13 protein-coding genes are annotated in these 17,212 nt (G+C 71.7%); 6 read left to right on the top strand and 7 right to left on the bottom strand.

Annotated elements, in window-relative coordinates; genetic code table 11:
• Positions 1 to 49 precede the first annotated feature (49 nt).
• A complete protein-coding gene (sodN, locus tag AB0C12_RS21620; RefSeq protein WP_203769414.1) occupies positions 50 to 454 on the bottom strand; it encodes a superoxide dismutase, Ni in 405 nt (134 codons plus the stop codon).
• 84 nt (positions 455 to 538) lie between these two features.
• On the opposite strand from sodN, the gene AB0C12_RS21615 reads away from it, so the two are divergent.
• The 3 genes from AB0C12_RS21615 (at position 539) to AB0C12_RS21605 (ending at position 3,578) form a co-directional block, all read left to right on the top strand.
• Positions 539 to 847: a S26 family signal peptidase gene (locus AB0C12_RS21615; RefSeq protein ID WP_360550483.1), complete on the top strand. Its 309-nt coding sequence runs from the start codon at positions 539 to 541 to the stop codon at positions 845 to 847.
• A gap of 209 nt (positions 848 to 1,056) precedes the next feature.
• Positions 1,057 to 2,208, top strand: a complete 1,152-nt coding sequence (locus AB0C12_RS21610; RefSeq protein WP_360550591.1) for an NADP-dependent malic enzyme — start codon at positions 1,057 to 1,059, stop codon at positions 2,206 to 2,208.
• Positions 2,209 to 2,618: 410 nt separating this feature from the next.
• Entirely contained in the window at positions 2,619 to 3,578 is a 960-nt protein-coding gene (locus AB0C12_RS21605; protein ID WP_360550589.1) for a zinc-binding dehydrogenase, read from the top strand.
• On the opposite strand, the gene AB0C12_RS21600 is transcribed toward AB0C12_RS21605, so the two are convergent.
• The gene (locus AB0C12_RS21600; RefSeq protein ID WP_360550481.1) at positions 3,575 to 4,477 is read right to left on the bottom strand and encodes a chlorophyllase; all 903 of its coding nucleotides are present in this window, start codon (positions 4,475 to 4,477) and stop codon (positions 3,575 to 3,577) included. The genes AB0C12_RS21605 and AB0C12_RS21600 overlap by 4 nt on opposite strands.
• 148 nt (positions 4,478 to 4,625) lie before the next feature.
• On the opposite strand from AB0C12_RS21600, the gene AB0C12_RS21595 reads away from it, so the two are divergent.
• On the top strand, positions 4,626 to 4,793 hold the full coding sequence (locus AB0C12_RS21595) for a hypothetical protein (protein ID WP_360550479.1): 168 nt from the start codon (positions 4,626 to 4,628) through the stop codon (positions 4,791 to 4,793).
• A gap of 440 nt (positions 4,794 to 5,233) precedes the next feature.
• Here the strand turns inward: AB0C12_RS21595 and AB0C12_RS21590 are convergent, their stop codons facing one another.
• Both AB0C12_RS21590 and pta read right to left on the bottom strand, forming a co-directional pair.
• On the bottom strand, positions 5,234 to 6,340 hold the full coding sequence (locus AB0C12_RS21590; protein ID WP_360550477.1) for an acetate kinase: 1,107 nt from the start codon (positions 6,338 to 6,340) through the stop codon (positions 5,234 to 5,236).
• On the bottom strand, positions 6,337 to 8,412 hold the full coding sequence (pta, locus tag AB0C12_RS21585) for a phosphate acetyltransferase (RefSeq protein ID WP_360550475.1): 2,076 nt from the start codon (positions 8,410 to 8,412) through the stop codon (positions 6,337 to 6,339). Before pta ends, AB0C12_RS21590 begins: the two co-directional genes overlap by 4 nt.
• A 168-nt stretch (positions 8,413 to 8,580) precedes the next feature.
• On the opposite strand from pta, the gene AB0C12_RS21580 reads away from it, so the two are divergent.
• Together AB0C12_RS21580 and AB0C12_RS21575 are read left to right on the top strand one after the other, a co-directional pair.
• Positions 8,581 to 10,524 carry an ATP-binding cassette domain-containing protein gene (locus AB0C12_RS21580; RefSeq protein ID WP_360550473.1) on the top strand — a complete coding sequence of 648 codons (1,944 nt, stop codon included), beginning with the start codon at positions 8,581 to 8,583 and terminating at the stop codon, positions 10,522 to 10,524.
• Entirely contained in the window at positions 10,517 to 12,304 is a 1,788-nt protein-coding gene (locus AB0C12_RS21575) for an ABC transporter ATP-binding protein (protein WP_360550471.1), read from the top strand. The genes AB0C12_RS21580 and AB0C12_RS21575 overlap by 8 nt, the downstream gene beginning before the upstream one ends.
• Here the strand turns inward: AB0C12_RS21575 and AB0C12_RS21570 are convergent.
• From AB0C12_RS21570 to AB0C12_RS21560, 3 genes are all read right to left on the bottom strand, one after another.
• Positions 12,276 to 13,022 (bottom strand): AAA family ATPase, encoded by a 747-nt coding sequence (locus tag AB0C12_RS21570; RefSeq protein ID WP_360550469.1) that lies wholly within the window; start codon positions 13,020 to 13,022, stop codon positions 12,276 to 12,278. The two genes, AB0C12_RS21575 and AB0C12_RS21570, sit on opposite strands and share 29 nt — an antisense overlap.
• Positions 13,023 to 13,146: 124 nt before the next feature.
• Positions 13,147 to 13,326, bottom strand: a complete 180-nt coding sequence (locus tag AB0C12_RS21565; protein ID WP_212991121.1) for a DUF6104 family protein — start codon at positions 13,324 to 13,326, stop codon at positions 13,147 to 13,149.
• A 59-nt stretch (positions 13,327 to 13,385) separates the two neighbouring features.
• A complete protein-coding gene (locus AB0C12_RS21560) occupies positions 13,386 to 17,129 on the bottom strand; it encodes a multifunctional oxoglutarate decarboxylase/oxoglutarate dehydrogenase thiamine pyrophosphate-binding subunit/dihydrolipoyllysine-residue succinyltransferase subunit (protein ID WP_360550467.1) in 3,744 nt (1,247 codons plus the stop codon).
• Positions 17,130 to 17,212 lie beyond the last annotated feature (83 nt).

Genomic DNA, 17,212 nt, shown 5'->3' with positions numbered 1-17,212 from the left:
ACAACGGCCGGCACGTCGTCGTGACGCACCGGCCGGATCGTTGCGGGACTCACGCCTGCTTGGTCTCCCAGAAGATCTTGGAGATCTCCTCGATCTTGGCCAGCAGCTGCTCGCCGACCGCGGGGTCCATCGAGCCCTTGGCGCCGGACGCGCCGGCGAGCTTGGTGGCCTCGTTGAACAGCTGGTTCAGGTTCGGGTACTTCTCGAAGTGCGGCGCCTTGAAGTAGTCGGTCCAGAGCACCCACAGGTGGTGCTTGACCAGCTCGGCGCGCTGCTCCTTGATGAGGATGGCGCGGGTGCGGAACTCGGGGTCGGTGTTCGCCTGGTACTTCTCAGCGATGGCCTTCACCGACTCCGCCTCGATGCGTGCCTGCGCCGGGTCGTACACCCCGCAGGGCAGGTCGCAGTGCGCGCTGACCACAGTGCGCGGCGTGAAAATACGCGGAAGTCGCATCAGGACCCCTCCATACGTTTGCGATGATCCGAGTCGACACTACCCCTTACCGGAACACCGAACCTCGACCCCGGGATTGATGCCATGACTTGGCAATTGCCGCTCTTCGCCGTACTGGTGCGAGGGCCGTCCATGGCACCCACCCTGCACGGCGGAGATGCCCTGCTCGTGCGCCGTGTCCGGCGGGTCCGGCCGCAGTCGGTCGTGGTGGCGCGCTTCCGGGCCCGGCCGGAACTGCTCGTCGTCAAACGGGCGATCCGCCCGCACGACGGTGGCTGGTGGGTCGAGGGGGACAACGAGTTCGTCACCGACGACTCCCGCGCCCACGGGGTGGCGGATGTCATCGGACAAGTGGTGTTTCGCTACTGGCCGCGTCCGGGTCGGCTAAGTTAACCTGCGTTAACCGCAGCACACCTGAATCTTGCGGTTGCTTGTCCCGGGTGACCCCCGCATCGCACGTCGGACCGCGCAGACTCGCGCGAGTCCGGCTGGCACACCGACGTTCCGATGCGTGTCCTGGAGTCCCTGTGTCCTTTTTCAGTTTTGAACTCGACCCTGCCCTGGCGGCCGACCCCGTCTTCGACCTGCACAAGCAGGGCAAGATGGCGATCACCTGCACCGTCCCGCTGTCCAGCCGCGACGATCTGTCCCGGGCCTACACCCCGGGCGTGGCCCGGGTCTGCGAAGCGATCGCGGCCGACCCCGAGCTCGCCGCCGACTACACCTGGACGGCCAACACGGTGGCCGTCGTCACCGACGGCTCCGCCGTGCTGGGGCTGGGCAACATCGGCCCGAAGGCCGCGATGCCGGTCATGGAGGGCAAGGCCGTGCTGTTCAAGCAGTTCGGCGGCGTCGACGCCATCCCGATCTGCCTCGACACCCAGGACATCGAGGGGATCATCGCCGTGGTCAAGGCGCTCGGCCCCTCGTTCGGCGGGATCAACCTCGAGGACATCAGCGCGCCGCGCTGCTTCGAGATCGAACGCCGCCTCGACGAGGCGCTGGACATCCCGGTCTTCCACGACGACCAGCACGGCACCGCGATCGTCGTGCTCGCCGCGCTGCGCAACGCGGTCGCCCTGCTCGGCCGGCGCTTCGCCGACCTGCGAGTGGTGATCAGCGGCGCGGGCGCGGCCGGGGTGGCCATCACGAACACCCTGATCGCGGCCGGCATCCAGGGCGCGAACGTCATCGTCTGCGACTCCCAGGGCATCATCCACGGGGAGCGGCCGGGCCTGACCGGGACGAAGGCGGCGCTGGCGCAGGGCACGAACTACTCCGGGCGTACCGGTGGCATCAAGGAGGCGCTGATCGGCGCCGACGTGCTGATCGGCGTCTCCGGCGGCCAGATCGAGGAGAACGCGCTGGCCGGCATGGCGCCGGGCGGCATCATCTTCGCCCTGGCCAACCCCACACCGGAGGTCCCGCCGGCGCTGGCCCACAAGTACGCGGCGATCGTCGCGACCGGCCGCAGCGACTTCCCCAACCAGATCAACAACGTGCTCGCCTTCCCCGGCATCTTCCGTGGTGCGCTGGATGCGCGAGCCACCCGGATCACCGAGCGGATGAAGGTGGCGGCGGCCGACGCGATCGCGGAGGTCGTGGCGGACGAGCTGCGGGCGGACGCGATCGTGCCGTCGGCGCTGGATCCGCGGGTTGCTCCGGCGGTGGCCGAGGCGGTCGCCCGGGCGGCTGAGCGGGACGGGGTGGCGCGGTTCGTCGCCCGGCCGGCTGCGCCGGTGGCGCTGGTCTGAGCTTTCGCGGGCCGCGGGGCTGGGCGGTCATCCGCCCTGCTCCGCGGATCGTTGACCGCCGGCCTGGACGGCAGGGTGATCCCGGCCGGGCCCGGATCGGGTGCCCGACGGTCGCCCGGCCGGGTCCGGCCTTGCCGGCGTTCGCTTGGCCGTGCCCGGGCCGGCTCCGGCTTTGTCTGGCGTTCATCTGGCCGGGTTCGGCCTTGCCGGCGTTCGCTTGGCCGTGCCCGGGCCGGCTCCGGCTTTGTCTGGCGTTCCCCTGGCCGTGCCCGGACCGCGCCCGGCGCTCGCTTGGCCGTGCCCGGACCGCCTCCGGGCGTTGTCCGGCCTTCGCTTGGCCGGGCCCGGCATGCGCCTGGCTCTGCCCGGCCGGGTCAGGCCGGCGACAGGATCGGCGGGTCCGGCCTAAGCTGCGAAGTATGCGAGCCGCCTACGCCAGTGCGACGAAGCCCGACGAGCCGCTGGCCGGACTGACCGTCGGTGACCAACCCGAGCCGTCCCTGCCGGACGGCTGGGTGACCGTCGATGTGCGGGCCAGCTCGCTCAACCATCATGAGATCTGGTCGCTGCGGGGCGTCGGCCTGCCCGCCGACCGGCTGCCGATGATCCTCGGGTGTGACGCGTCCGGTGTGGACTCCGACGGCAATGAGGTCGTCGTCTATCCGGTGATCAAAGATCCGGGGGACCCGCGGGGCTTCTCGTTGTTGTCCGAGCGCTTTCCGGGCACGCTGGCCGAGCGGGTCGCCGTACCGGCGGAGAACCTGGTGCCCAAGCCCGCCGGCATCTCGTTCCTGGATGCGGCCTGCCTGCCCACGGCGTGGCTGACCGCGTACCACATGCTCACCGCGCGCGGCCGCGTCGCCGACGCCGGGTCGGTCCTGGTGCAGGGCGCGGGCGGCGGGGTGGCCACTGCCGCGGTCGCGCTCGCGACCGCGCTCGGCAAACGGGTGTACGCGACCAGCCGCGACGCCGCCAAGCGGGAGCGGATCACCGAACTGGGCGCCACCGCGGTCGAGCCGGGCGCCCGCCTGCCCGAACGCGTGGACGTGGTGATCGAGTCGGTGGGCGCCCCGACCTTCGAGCACTCGCTGAAGTGCTCGGCCCCCGGCGCCCGCATCGTGGTCTGCGGCGCGACCGGCGGCCCGTTCCCCAAGGTCGACCTGCGCCGCGTCTTCATGATGCAGCTGGAGATCCTCGGCAGCACGATGGGCACGGCCGAGGAACTGGCCGCCCTGCTGGACCTCTGCGTCGAACGCGACATCCGCCCGGTGATCGACTCGACCTACGGTTTCTCCGCGGTGAGCGACGCCTTCGCCCGGCTCAACTCGGGCGAGATCTTCGGCAAGGTCGCCGTCGACCACCTGCACTAGAGGTCGCTGTCGAGGTTGTCACGCCGTTCGAGCCGCCGTCCGGCGCCGGCATCGCCGTAGAGGCTCCACCGCCAGAAGTCGGTGGTGGCGTCGGACACCAGGTCGAACTGCGCGCCGCTGGTGACGACGTGGCCGGCGTCGGGCAGGGTGAGCAGGGCTTTCGGCCACGGCACGGCTTTGAAGGCGGCGAGCCCGTCGGCGTACCGTACGGTCCGGTCCTGCCGGCCGTGCACGAAGAGCACGGGGATCGGCGGGCCGGTGAAGGCCGCGGGCAGCACCTGCCGCCCGGCCAGGACCACCGCGGCGGCGAGCCGGTCGTCCCGGGCGCCGGTGAGCATCCCCAGCGTGGTGATGCCGCCGCCGGAATGCCCGGCGGCGGCGACGTGGTCCGGGTCGAGGCGCCCGCGCAGCGGATCGCCGGCCTGGCCGCCGAGCGCGAGGACCCGGGTGAGCACGTACGAGGCGTCGGCCGGCTGGTTGAGCAGGTCGATGACGTCGAAGTCGGCCACGCCGGCGGAGGTGTGCGGGTAGGCCGGCGCGGCGACGACAAAACCGGCCCGGGCCCAGCGGGTGAGGATGTCGGCGTAGTCGCCCGGGCGGGCGGTGAGGCCGTGGCTGAAGACGATGACCGGGAACGGGCCGTCGCCGGTGGCCGGGTACCAGACGGTGGTGGGCAGCGGGCGGTCCTGGCCGCGGCTGAGCTTCAGCTTGCGGGTCTCGACCGGGAACGCGCGGCTCGGTGCCCGGCCGAGGGTGGGCGCGGGGCTGCTCTCCAGGCTGGGTCCGACGCTCGCGGCGGGCGACGGCGGCGCTGGGCGGGCCGGCTCGGCGGAGCACGAGGTGAGTGCGCCGGTCGCGCCGACGGCAACGAGCAGAAGCGCGACGGTACGGCGTCCCATCCGCCAAGTGTGCCCGGGTGTCCCGGCGGCGGGCGTCGGCGCGGACACACCCACGAACGGGTGATATCTCGACGGACGGGACGAACGCCCTGCTAGGAGGCCGGGACGCACTGTCGCGGGGGTGCCCGGCTTCGCTATGGTCGTGCGCATGCCTGACAACACCGTCGACCCGAGCGGCAACACCGAGGCGTTCCGCGCCTTCACGCAGAGCACGCCGCAGGAGCCGCCAGCCGCCTCCAAGACCCCGCTGATCATCGGCGCCGTCGCGGTCGCGATCGTTCTGATCGCCGTGATCGCCTGGTTGGCCCTGGGCTGACCAGGACCGCGCCGACCTACCCGGGCTGAGCGCGGGCCGGGCCGCGAGCGGGTCACCGCCCGCCGCACCCGGCCCCGCCCGGCCTCCAACAACCACCGCCCAATGCGCCGGGTCTCCAAGGCGACCGCTCGCCGCGCCGGGCCTGCAATGCGACCGCTTGTCGCGCCGGGTCTGCAATGCGACCGCTCGTCGCGTCCGGTCTCCAAGGCGACCGCTCGCCGCGCCGGGTCTCCAAGGCGACCGCTCTCCGCGCCAAGCTTGCAACGCGACCGCCCGCCGCGCCGGGCCTGCAAGGCGACCGGACCGCGCGCCGGGCCTGCAACGTGACCGCCCGCCGCGCCGGGCCTGCAAGGCGACCGCCCGCCGCGTCCGGCCTGCAATGCGACCGCCGCCGGCAGCATCGGCCCGCGCGGCCTCAGCCGTCCCGGTCAGCGCCCGGCTCAGCTCTGCAGCGCGGCCGTGACCTGCTGAGCTATCTCCAGCTCTTCGTCCGTCGGGACCACGCAGACGCGCACCCGCGCCCCTTCCGGCGAGATGATGCGCTCGCCGCGTTCGTTGCGGGACGGGTCGATCGTGATGCCCAGCTCCGTCAGCCCGGCCAGCGAGGCGGCGCGAACCTGCGGGGAATTCTCGCCGACGCCCGCGGTGAACGTGATCGCGTCCGCGCCGCCCAGGACCGCCAGGTACATCCCCACGTACTCCTTGATCCGCCGGCAGTAGACGTCGAAGGCCAGCGTCGCCGCCGGGTCGCCCGCTGCCCGGCGCTGCTGCACCGCTCGCATGTCGTTCTCGCCCGCGAGGCCCTGGAGGCCGGCGAAGCGGGTCAGGGAGCGTTCGATCTCCTCGATCGGGAGCCCGGCGACCCGGTGCAGATGGAAGATCACCGTCGGGTCGACGTCGCCGCTGCGGGTGCCCATGACCAGCCCGGACTGCGGGGACATGCCCATCGACGTCGCCACGCTGCGGCCGCCGGAGACCGCGCAGGCGCTCGCGCCGTTGCCCAGGTGCAGGGTGATCACCCGGGCCCGGTCCGCGGGCAGGTCGAGCAGCTCAGCGGTCTTGCGGGCCACGTACGCGTGCGAGGTGCCGTGGAAGCCGTAGCGGCGGATCTGCCAGCGCTCCGCCAGGGACGCGTCGATCGCGTAGGCCACGCCGTCCGGGGAGATCGTCTGGTGGAACGCGGTGTCGAAGACGGCGACCTGCGGGACGTCGGGCAACAGCTTCCGGGCCACCGCGATGCCGCTGAGCGCCGCCGGGTTGTGCAGGGGCGCGAGCGGGACCAGCCGCTCGATGACGGCGAAGAGCTCGTCGTCGATGACCGTGGCCCGGCCGAACTCGCTGCCGCCGTGCACGACCCGGTGCCCGACCGCGCCGAGGCCCTCGACGTCGACCGCGGCCATCACCTGCTGGAGGGCGGCCTCGTGGTCGTCGGCGTCGCCGTCGGCCTCGCCGATGCGTTCGATCAGGCCCTTGGCCAGGGTCTCGGTGCCGTCGAAGAGGCGGTACTTGACCGAGGACGAGCCCGAGTTGAGTACGAGGATCTTCATGAGCGGGCCTGGATCGCGGTGATGGCCACGGTGTTGACGATGTCCTTGACCGTCGCACCGCGGGACAGGTCGTTGACCGGGCGGCGCAGGCCCTGCATGACCGGGCCGACCGCCACCGCGTTGGCCGAGCGCTGCACGGCCTTGTAGGTGTTGTTGCCCGAGCTGAGGTCGGGGAAGACGAAGACGGTCGCCTTGCCGGCCACCACGCTCTCCGGCAGCTTGGTCGCCGCCACCTGAGGATCGATCGCCGCGTCGTACTGGATGGGTCCCTCCACGGGCAGGTCGGGGCGGCGCTCACGGACCAGCTTGGTCGCGGCGGCCACCTTTTCCACGTCGGCGCCCGCGCCCGAACTGCCGGTCGAGTACGACAGCATGGCGACCCGCGGCTCGATGCCGAACGCCGCCGCTGTCTGCGCCGACGACAGGGCGATGTCGGCGAGCTGGGCCGCGTCGGGGTCCGGGTTGACCGCACAGTCGCCGTAGACGAGCACGCGGTCGGCGAGCAGCATGAAGAAGACGCTGGAGGCGACGGACACCTCGGGCACCGTCTTGATGATCTCGAAGGCGGGCCGGATGGTGGCGGCGGTGGTGTGGTTGGCCCCGGACACCATGCCGTCGGCCCGCCCGGTGGCCACCATCATCGTGCCGAAGTAGTTGACGTCGCGGACCACGTCGTACGCCAGGTCGAGGGTCACGGCCCGGTGTTTTCGCAGCTCCGCGTACTGCTTGGCGAAGTCGTCGCGCCACTCGCTGGTGGCCGGGTCGATCAGCCGGGCCGCGCCGATCTCGACGCCCAGCTCGCGGGCCCGGCGGCCGATCTCGGCCGGGTCGCCGAGCAGGGTCAGGTCGGCGACGCCGCGGCGCAGCAGCGTCTCAGTGGCCCGCAGGATCCGTTCGTCGGTGCCCTCCGGCAGCACCAGGTGCCGGCGGTCGGCGCGGGCCTGCTCGATCAGGTCGTTCTCGAACATCAGCGGGGTCACCCGGCTGGACCGGGTCACGTCGAGCAGCCGGGTCAGCTCGGCGGTGTCCACGTGCTTCTCGAAGGCGCCCAGGGCCGCCTCGACCTTGCGCGGGGTCGCCGGGCTGAGCTTGGCCTCGATCCGGCCGGCCGCGCTGATCGTGTGGTAGCTGTCGGACTGCACCACGAGCATGGCCAGCCCGGTGTTGAGCCGCTCGATGACCCGCACGGCGCGCGGATCGGGGAACTCACCGATGGTCAGTACCAGGCCGGCGAGCGTCACGTTGCCGGCGGCGTGCGCGGCGCTCGCGGCGACGAGCAGGTCGGCCCGGTCGCCCGGCGTGATGATCAGCGCCCCGTCGGTGAGGTGATCGAGCACGGCCGGCACGTGGGCCGCGCCGACCACGTAGTCGAGCACGTCCCGGTCGAGGGCGGCCTCGCCCCCGGTCACCACGGTGGCGTCGAGGGCAGCGGCGACCTCCGCGACGGTGGGCGCGGCGATCATCGGGATCTCCGGGATGGCCCAGACCGGCACGGGCAGCCCGGTGGGCGGCGTCACCCCCTCGGGCACCCGGTTGGCGATCACGGCCAGCACGGTCGCGCTCAGATCCACAAGCGAGTGGTACGCCGAGCCGACCGCGGCCTGCAGATCGGAACGCCGGCCCTGCCCACCCACGACCGGCAGGACCACGCTGCCGAACTCGTTGGCCAGCCGCGCGTTGAAGGCCAGCTCGCGGGGCAGCTCGTCGTGCCCCTCCTCCTGGCCGTCGGAGAAGTCGCTGCCGATCACCACCACGGAGGCGCACTGCCGCTCGACCTCGCGGTAGCGCTCGACGATCCGGGAGATGAGCTCCTCGCGCCGGCCGCCGGCGACCAGGGCGGCGGCCTCGGCCACCGTGACCCCGAAGGAGTCCGCGTACGGAGCGACGGCCGGGTAGCGGGTGGTGAGCAGGGTCAGCAGCGGATCCTCACCGTGGCCCGGGACGACCGGCCGGAAGACGCCGATCCGGGCGACCCGCCGGGACAGCACCTCGACCAGCCCCAGGGCGACTGTGCCCTTACCGACACCGGGGCCCACCCCGGCCACGTACACGCTGCTCGCCACGCCTTTCAACCTACCGGCCGGGCCGCGATCGCGCCCGGGGTCGACCGACCCTGTGGACAAGGCCGTCCGGCCCGCGGGCGGCCGGTCCGCCGAGAGCGAACGGCGGGAAAACGGGGCGACGCCCGCGGGGACATCTCGGTAGGTTCACCGTGATCAATCGCTGCGGGGGTGGAGTTGATGGCCGGCCAGGACATGGGCGCCGAGGTCGACCGGTCGGTGTGGAGCGAGTTCACCGCGGGCATGAGCGGCCGCTGGGCCCAGCGCCGAGCCATGCTGCGGATCCTGCCCGGCGGCGGCCCGGCCGTCGTCACGAGCGCGATCCTGCTCCAGGTCGTCGCCGGCCTGCTGCCGGTCGGCTTCGTGCTGGCCACCGCCGGGGTCATCGCCGGGGTCCCGGCCGCGGTCGACGGTGGCGTCGACTCGACGGCGTGGCTCGACCTGCGCGATCACCTGATCACGGCCGCCGCGCTCTTCTTCGCCATCCAGCTGTCGCTGCCGGTGCAGGCGTTCCTCGGCGAGCTGATGCGCCGGCGCATCGACGACCGGGTCCGCGACCAGCTGATGGCCGACTCCTTCACCGGGTCCGGCATCGCCGTGCTGGAGGACCCCGAGGTGCTGGACCAGGCCGCCGACGGCATCTCCCTGCTGCGGTTCGCCGACTGGACGCCGGGTGCCGCCTGCGCCGGCTTCATCGCCCTGCTGTCGCGCTATCTGCAGACCGTCGCCGCCGTGATCGTCGTCGGCGTCGTGTGGCAGTGGTGGGCGGCGGTCGCGGTGCTGGCCGCCGGCTTGATCATCCGGTTCGGCTACCGCGTGGGCCTGTCCGTCTTCGGGCGCATCTACATGTCGCACCAGCGCACCCGGCGGCGGCGCTTCTACTTCCGGGACCTGCTGTTCACCGCCGTCGCGGCCAAGGAGATCCGGGTCTTCGGCCTGCTCGACTGGGTCGGCGACCGCTACGCGGACGCCTTCATGGCCAGCTCGGTCCCGGTCTGGCAGCAACGCCGCCGGATCTTCTACGGACCGTACGTGCTCTACACGCTCGTGGCGTTCGTCCTGCTCGGCGGGACGCTGGCGCTGGCGGCCCGGGACGCGGCGGCCGGCGTGCTGGGCATCGGCGCGTTCCTGATCGTGATGCAGGCGGCACTGTCCTCGGTCCGGATCGGCGCCTTCATCGCGGAGTCCGACGTGCAGACCGAGTACGGCCTCAACGCCCAGCAGGCGTTGCGCCGCCTCGGCGAGCTGACCACCGCGGCCGCCGGCCCGGGCGGCGGCGACCTTCCCCCGCCCGACCTGCCGATCCGTGAGATCCGCTTCGAGCAGGTCACCTTCCGCTACTCGCCCGGGTCGCCGGCCGTGCTCGACCGGCTCGACCTGGTCATCCCGGCCGGTGCTTCGCTGGCCATCGTGGGACTCAACGGCGCCGGCAAGACCACGCTGGTCAAGCTGCTCGCCCGCCTCTACGAGCCGGAGTCCGGCCGGATCACCGCCGACGGCGTGGACATCCGCACCTTCGAGGGCGCCGCCTGGCAGCGCCGGGTCGCGGCGATCTTCCAGGACTTCGTGCACTTCGAGCTGCCGGTCCGCGACAACGTCGGCTTCGGCGCCGGCGAGCTGAACGACGACGCGGCGATCGAGGACGCGTTACGCCGGGCCGGTGCCCTGGACTTCGTCCGGCGGCTGCCGATCGGGCTCGACACTCCGCTGTCCCGGCAGTACACGGACGGTGCCGACCTCTCCGGTGGGCAGTGGCAGCGCATCGCGATCGCCCGCGCGTTGATCGCGGTGCAGGGCGGCGCCCGCGTGCTGGTGCTGGACGAGCCGACGGCGAGCCTGGACGCCCGGGCCGAGGTGGCGTTCTTCTCCCACTTCCTGGATCTGACCCGGGGCGCGACCAGCCTGGTGATCTCGCACCGCTTCTCCACGGTGCGCCGGGCCGACCGGATCGCGGTGCTGGAGCACGGCCGGGTGCTGGAGTCGGGCACCCACGACGAGCTGCTCGCGAGCGGCGGTCGCTATGCGGAGTTGTTCACCCTGCAGGCGGCCCGCTTCGCCGAGGACCGAGAGCCGGGGGCAACGGCCGACGGTGACGAGCTGATCGAGGAGCCCGCTGATGCGTGACCTGTGGCTGGGCATCACCGGCGTGCTCGGCTCCTCCTGGCGGGCGAGCCGCGGCCGGCTGCTCATCTCCGCCTTCCTGATGCTGCTGGGCAACGTGAGCGCGCCCCTGATCGCCGTCTTCCTCGCGCTCACCACGGACGCGGCGCTGGGCCGGGACACCTCCGCGGCGGTCTGGGCGGCGGCGGCCGTGGCGGTGGTCGCGCTGCTCAGCCTCACCATGGAGCATTTCGCGCACATCTTCTTCTTCGAGCTCGCCGACCTGCATCACCTGCGCATCGAGCGGGAGATCGGTGACCTCGCGCACGGCACGGCCGGGCTGGACCAGCACGAACGGCAGGACTACGCCGACCGGATGGAGCTGCTGCGCAAGGAGAGCTGGGAGGTGGCCGCGGGCGTGCAGACCGTGCTCACCGCGCTCACCTTGAGCGTGCAGATCGTGCTGACCGGGGTGCTGCTCGCGCGGCTGGAGCCGTGGTTGTTGTTGTTGCCGCTTTTCGCCGTACCGCCGCTTGTCGCCGGCCGGATCGGTGAGGCCCGCCTGGAGCGGGCCGAGCTCGCCACCGCCGAATCCCGCCGGCTCGGGTGGCACCTGCTGGAGCTGGCCGTGAGCCCGGCCGCCGCCAAGGAGATCCGGTTGTTCGGGCTGCAGCGCACGCTGCGGCAGCGCCAGGCCGCGGCCCGCCGCCGGGAGGAGATCCCGCTGCGCCGCGCCGAGCTGGCCGGACTCGGCCTGCGGCTGGCCGGCCAGCTGATCTTCGCCTTCGGGTACGTGGCCGCGGTCGTGCTCGTGGTCCGGTCCGCGATCGCGGGGGAGCGGTCCGTCGGCGACGTCGTCCTCGTCATCACGCTGGCCGTGCAGACCAACGCCCAGGCGGCCGGTGCGGTCGCTGTCGCGGGGTCGCTGCAACGCAACGCCCGCGCGCTGGCCCGGGTGCGCTGGCTGCGCCGGGAGTCGGCCGGCTCGGCGGATCCGATTGTGCCGGACCGCCCGGTGCCGGCGACCCTGCGCGACGGCATCGCGCTCGACGGGGTCGCGTTCCGCTATCCCGGCACCGACACGGACGTGCTGCGGGACGTGACGGTCCGCATCCCGGCCGGCGCCACCGTGGCCGTTGTCGGCGACAACGGCGCCGGCAAGTCCACGCTGGTCAAGCTGCTGTGCCGGTTCTACCGCCCGACCGCGGGCATGATCACCGTCGACGGCGTGGACCTGCGCCGGATCGACCCGGCCGGCTGGCGGGAGCGAATAGCGGCCGGCTTCCAGGATTTCGTGAAGCTCGACGCGCCGGCCCGGGAGAGCATCGGGGTGGGCGATCTGCCCCGCATCGCCGACCCTGAGGCGGTGCCCGCGGCCGTGCACCGGGCGGACGCGCAGGTGGTCGTCGACCGTCTCCCGAACGGGCTGGACTCACACCTCGGCAAGTCCTACGAGGACGGTGCCGAGCTGTCCGGCGGCCAGTGGCAGCGGGTGGCCCTGAGCCGGGCGATGATGCGCGACGAGCCGCTTCTGCTGCTGCTGGACGAGCCGACCGCGGCGCTGGACCCGCTGACCGAGCACGCCCTCTTCGAGCGCTACGCGCGCTCGGCCCGTGAGGTCGGCGGCCGCACCGGGGGCATCACGGTCCTGGTCTCGCACCGTTTCTCCACCGTACGAATGGCCGACCTGATCCTGGTCGTGGCGGACGGCCGGATCGCCGAGGCCGGCAGCCACCAGGAGCTGATGGCCCGCGACGGCCTCTACGCCGAGCTGTTCACCCTTCAAGCGGCGGCGTACCGGTGAACAGGGCGCGCAGATAACCCTCCGGCCGGTCCAGGAAACGCTTCCAGTGCGCCACGATCTCCAGCTCGTCCCAGGTCACCTTGCGGATCCCCTGCCCGCTCAGCTCGAGGATCGTCGCCCCGGGCAGGGCGGTCAGCAGCGGCGAATGGGTCGCCACGACAACCTGGGCGCCGTCGGCGCGCAGCGTGTCCAGCCGGGACAGCAGGCCCAGCGTGGACGTGAACGACAGCGGTGCCTCGGGCTCGTCCATCAGATAGAAGCCGTAGCCGTGGAACTTGCGGTCGAGCAGCTCCAGGAAGCCTTCACCATGGCTGCGCTCGTGCAGGTCGGCGTCCGGCCCACCGGACAGCCCCTCCAGGTACGTGTACAGCCCGTGCATCGTCTCGGCGCGCAGAAAGTACGAGTTCACCATCCGACCCGGCGTACGGATGACCCGAAGCGCCGACCCCAGCGCCGACTCGGTGGCCCGGGTGCTGTGCCGCGCGGACCGCGAACCACCCTCCGGGTTGAGCCCGTGCACGGCGGCCAGCGCCTCGATGAGGGTCGACTTGCCCGAGCCGTTCTCGCCGACCACGAAGGTCACGCCGGCCGGGATGTTGAGGCCATGATCGAGGATGGCTCTGATCGCCGGGATCCGCGCCCACCAGGCGTCACGGTCGACCTCGGCGCCGGGATCGGCCTCGACCCGCCGGATCGGCCGGCCCGCTTCCCTGCCCACCGCGACCACACCTCAACCTAGCCTGCTCCATGCGACGACAGGAGCCCATGGTGGCCAAGCCGCTTCCAGCCTAGGAAGGCGACGGGACCGCCCGGTCCGCCGTTCACGCCAGACCCGCTGAGCGCTACTCGTCGTCGTCCTCGTCGTCTCGGGCCAGCCAGGTGGCGAAGCGCTCGATGGCCGTCTCGAACTCCGGGTGGGCGTCGACGAAGTTCTTCAGCTGGTCGCCGACCCACTCCAGGGTCACGGACTCCTCGCCGCGCCGCTCGACGAGTTCCTCGATGCCACGATCGGTGAAGTACATGTCCGGATAGTAAGCGGGGGCGTTCCGCCGCAGCGAAACGCCCCCGACTGCTCCATGCGTCAGGGCCGGGGCAGGGCCGCCTCGACCAGGGCCGACTGCTCGGCGTCGTGCAGCTTCGCCGAGCCGACCGCCGGGGCGGCCGCGGCGGGCCGCGAGATGCGGCGCAGGCGTACGCCTTCCAGGTGCTCCAGCAGGTTGAGCGCCACGAACGACCAGGCGCCCTGGTTGGCCGGCTCCTCCTGCACCCACGCGAAGTCCTCCGCGTTGGGGTACTGGTTGAGGACCGCCTTGAGCTCCTCGACGGGCAGCGGGTAGATCTGCTCCATCCGGATGATCGCCGTGTCGGTGCTGCCGCGCTCGGCCCGGGCCTGGAACAGGTCGTAGTAGACCTTGCCCGAGCAGAGCAGGACCCGCTTGACCGCACCGGCGTCCAGCGGCGTGCCGTTGATCCCGGCGTCGGCGATGATCGGCTGGAACCGGCCGTTGGTGAAGTCGGCGACCGGCGACACCGCCAGCTTGTGCCGCAGCAGCGACTTCGGCGAGAAGACGATCAGCGGCTTGCGCTTGGGCGACAGGGCCTGGCGGCGCAGCAGGTGGAAGTAGTTCGCCGGGGTGGTCGGATTGGCCACACGCATGTTGTCCTGCGCGCACAGCTGCAGGAAACGCTCCGGGCGGCCGGACGAGTGGTCCGGGCCCTGGCCCTCCTGGCCGTGCGGGAGCAGCAGCACCAGCGACGACTGCTGACCCCACTTGACCTCGCCGGACGAGATGAACTCGTCGACGATCGACTGGGCGCCGTTGACGAAGTCGCCGAACTGGGCCTCCCACAGCACCAGCGCCTCGGGGTTCTCGACCGAGTAGCCGTACTCGAAGCCCATCGCCGCGTACTCGCTGAGCAGCGAGTCGTGGGCGAAGAAACGGGCGTTGCCGGTCGCCAGCGTGGACAGCGGCAGGAAGTCGTTGCCCGTCTTCGAGTCGACGATCGCGGCGTGCCGGGACGTGAACGTGCCGCGGCGCGAGTCCTGGCCGGCCAGGCGCACGGTGACGCCCTGGTTCAGCAGCGAGCCGAAGGCGATCAGCTCACCCATGCCCCAGTCGATGCCGCCGTCGGTGGCCATCGTGGCCCGCCGGTCCAGCAGCTGCTGGACCCGCTTGTGCGGGGTGAAGCCCTCGGGCAGGTCGAGGTGGGCCTGGCCCACCGCCTGCACGCCGGCCGCGTCGATCGCGGTGTCGACCTGAGGCTCCGGCTCGTCGGTGGCCGAGCGCTGCGCCCGCGGCGGAGAGCCGGCGGTGTCCCGGGTGTCCTTGAAGACCTTCTCCAGCTGCGCCTGGTAGTCGCGCAGCTGCTCCTGGGCGTCGTCCACGGTCAGGTCACCGCGGCCGATGAGCTCCTCGGTGTAGAGCTTGCGGACCGAACGCTTGGTGTCGATGATCTGGTACATCCGCGGGTTGGTCATCGACGGGTCGTCGCCCTCGTTGTGCCCGCGGCGGCGGTAGCAGACCAGGTCGATGACGACGTCCTTGTTGAACGCCTGGCGGTACTCGAACGCCAGCCGGGCCACCCGGACGACGGCCTCGGGGTCGTCGCCGTTCACGTGGAAGATCGGTGCCTGGATCATGCGAGCCACGTCGGTCGAGTAGAGCGACGAGCGGCTGTACTCCGGGGCGGTGGTGAAGCCGACCTGGTTGTTGACGACCACGTGCACCGTGCCGCCGGTGCGGTACCCGCGCAGCTGGGAGAGGTTGAGCGTCTCGGCGACCACACCCTGGCCGGCGAACGCGGCGTCGCCGTGGATCAGCACCGGCAGCACCGTGTAGCCGTGCAGGCCCAGGTCGAGGCGGTCCTGCTTGGCCCGGACGATGCCCTCCAGCACCGGGTCCACGGCCTCCAGGTGGGACGGGTTGGCCACCACGCTGACGGTCGTCGCGCTCTCGCCGTCCGGCGTCGTGTACTTGCCCGTCTGGCCCAGGTGGTACTTGACGTCACCGGAGCCGTGGGCCGACTTCGGGTCCATCTGACCCTCGAACTCGTTGAAGATCTTCCCGTACGGCTTGCCGACGATGTTCGCGAGCACGTTGAGCCGGCCGCGGTGCGCCATGCCGATGACCATCTCGTCCAGGCCACCCTCGGCGGACGCCTGCAGCACCTCGTCCAGCAGCGGGATCAGCGACTCGCCGCCCTCGAGCGAGAAGCGCTTCTGCCCGACGTACTTGGTCTGCAGGAACGTCTCGAACGCCTCGGCCGCGTTCAGCCGGTTGAGGACGTGCTTCTGCTCCTCCGGCGACGGCTTGGTGTACTTGATCTCGATCCGGTCCTGGATCCAGCGCCGTTCCTCCGGGCCCTGGATGTGCATGTACTCGATGCCGACCCGGCGGCAGTAGGTGTCGCGCAGGACGCCGAGCACGTCGCGCAGCTTCATCTTCTGCTTGCCGGCGAAGCCGCCGACCGGGAACGTCCGGTCCAGGTCCCACAGGGTCAGCCCGTGCTGGAGCACGTCCAGGTCGGGGTGCCGGCGGATCTCGAACTCGAGCGGGTCGGTGTCGGCCATCAGGTGACCGCGCACCCGGTACGCGTGGATCAGCTCGACCACCCGCGCGGCCTTGTCGATCTGCCCCTCGGAGGTCCGGGCCACGTCGCGCACCCAGCGCACCGGCTCGTACGGGATCCGCAGCGAGGTGAAGATGTCGTCGTAGAAGGCGTGCTCGCCGAGCAGGAACTCGTGGATCGCCTTGAGGAACTCGCCGGACTGCGCACCCTGGATGACCCGGTGGTCGTAGGTGCTGGTCAGCGTGGTGACCTTGCTGACGCCGTGCTCGGTGAGCGTCTCGTCGGACATGCCGGAGTACGGCGCCGGATACTCCATCGCGCCGACGCCGATGATGGCGCTCTGCCCGGCCATCAGCCGGGGGATGGAGTGCACGGTGCCGATGCCGCCGGGGTTGGTCAGCGAGATCGTGGTGCCGGAGTAGTCGTCCATGGTCAGCTCGTTGCGGCGGGCCCGGCGGACCACGTCCTCGTACGCCTGCCAGAACTTGCGGAAGTCCATCGTCTCGCAGTTCTTGATGGACGGCACGACCAGCGTGCGGGTGCCGTCCTTCTTGGCGAGGTCGATGGCGATGCCCAGGTTGATGTGCTCGGGCTGGACCATGGCCGGCTTGCCGTCCACCTCGGCGAAGGAGTTGTTCATCTCCGGGTGCGCCATGACCGAGCGGACCAGCGCCCAGCCGATGAGGTGGGTGAAGCTGACCTTGCCACCGCGGCCCCGGGCCAGGTGGTTGTTGATCACGATGCGGTTGTCGACCAGGAGCTTGGCCGGGACGGCGCGCACCGAGGTCGCGGTGGGCACCTCCAGCGAGGCGTCCATGTTCTGCACGATCCGGGCGGCGACCCCGCGCAGCGTGGTGACCTTGGCGCCGGCCGCGGGGGCCGGCGCCGGTGCCTGCTTGGCGGGGGCGGGCTTGGCCGCCGCGGGCTTCGCCGGGGCCGCCTCGGCCGCCGGGGCCGGCTTGGCCGGGGCCGGCTTGGCGGGCACGGTGGGCTTCTCGGGCGCGATGGTCGACGCGGCGGGAGCGTCGGTGCCGGCCTTGGCGGCGGTGGCCTTCGCGTTGGCGGCGGTGGCCTCGTCGGGCGTCGCGATCGAGCCCGAGGCCATCGCCGGCTTGTAGTCGGCGAAGAAGTCGTGCCAGGCGGGGTCGACGCTGGACGGGTCGGCCAGATAGCGCTGGTACATCTCGTCGACGATCCACTCGTTGGGACCGAAGTCCGCGAGTGGATTTTCATGCGAAGTCTGCTGGGTCGACACTTCCGTGTTCGCCTCTTTCACCAAGTTGTCAGCACGCGACGTTCGTCACACGGGACGGAAAGGAAATCGCCGTCAAGGCTACG

The organism is Actinoplanes sp. NPDC048967 (assembly GCF_040649415.1).
In the GTDB taxonomy this organism is placed as follows: domain Bacteria; phylum Actinomycetota; class Actinomycetes; order Mycobacteriales; family Micromonosporaceae; genus Actinoplanes.
This window is presented reverse-complemented; position numbering and strand designations above follow the sequence as displayed.

Excerpts from the sequence above, each read along its gene's own strand:
- AB0C12_RS21600 (WP_360550481.1), bottom strand. The coding sequence starts at position 4,477 with ATGGGACGCCGTACCGTCGCGCTTCTGCTCGTTGCCGTCGGCGCGACC.
- AB0C12_RS21575 (WP_360550471.1), top strand. The coding sequence starts at position 10,517 with ATGCGTGACCTGTGGCTGGGCATCACCGGCGTGCTCGGCTCCTCCTGG.
- sodN (WP_203769414.1), bottom strand. The coding sequence starts at position 454 with ATGCGACTTCCGCGTATTTTCACGCCGCGCACTGTGGTCAGCGCGCAC.
- AB0C12_RS21610 (WP_360550591.1), top strand. The coding sequence starts at position 1,057 with ATGGCGATCACCTGCACCGTCCCGCTGTCCAGCCGCGACGATCTGTCC.
- AB0C12_RS21615 (WP_360550483.1), top strand. The coding sequence starts at position 539 with ATGACTTGGCAATTGCCGCTCTTCGCCGTACTGGTGCGAGGGCCGTCC.
- AB0C12_RS21595 (WP_360550479.1), top strand. The coding sequence starts at position 4,626 with ATGCCTGACAACACCGTCGACCCGAGCGGCAACACCGAGGCGTTCCGC.
- AB0C12_RS21590 (WP_360550477.1), bottom strand. The coding sequence starts at position 6,340 with ATGAAGATCCTCGTACTCAACTCGGGCTCGTCCTCGGTCAAGTACCGC.
- AB0C12_RS21580 (WP_360550473.1), top strand. The coding sequence starts at position 8,581 with ATGGCCGGCCAGGACATGGGCGCCGAGGTCGACCGGTCGGTGTGGAGC.
- AB0C12_RS21565 (WP_212991121.1), bottom strand. The coding sequence starts at position 13,326 with ATGTACTTCACCGATCGTGGCATCGAGGAACTCGTCGAGCGGCGCGGC.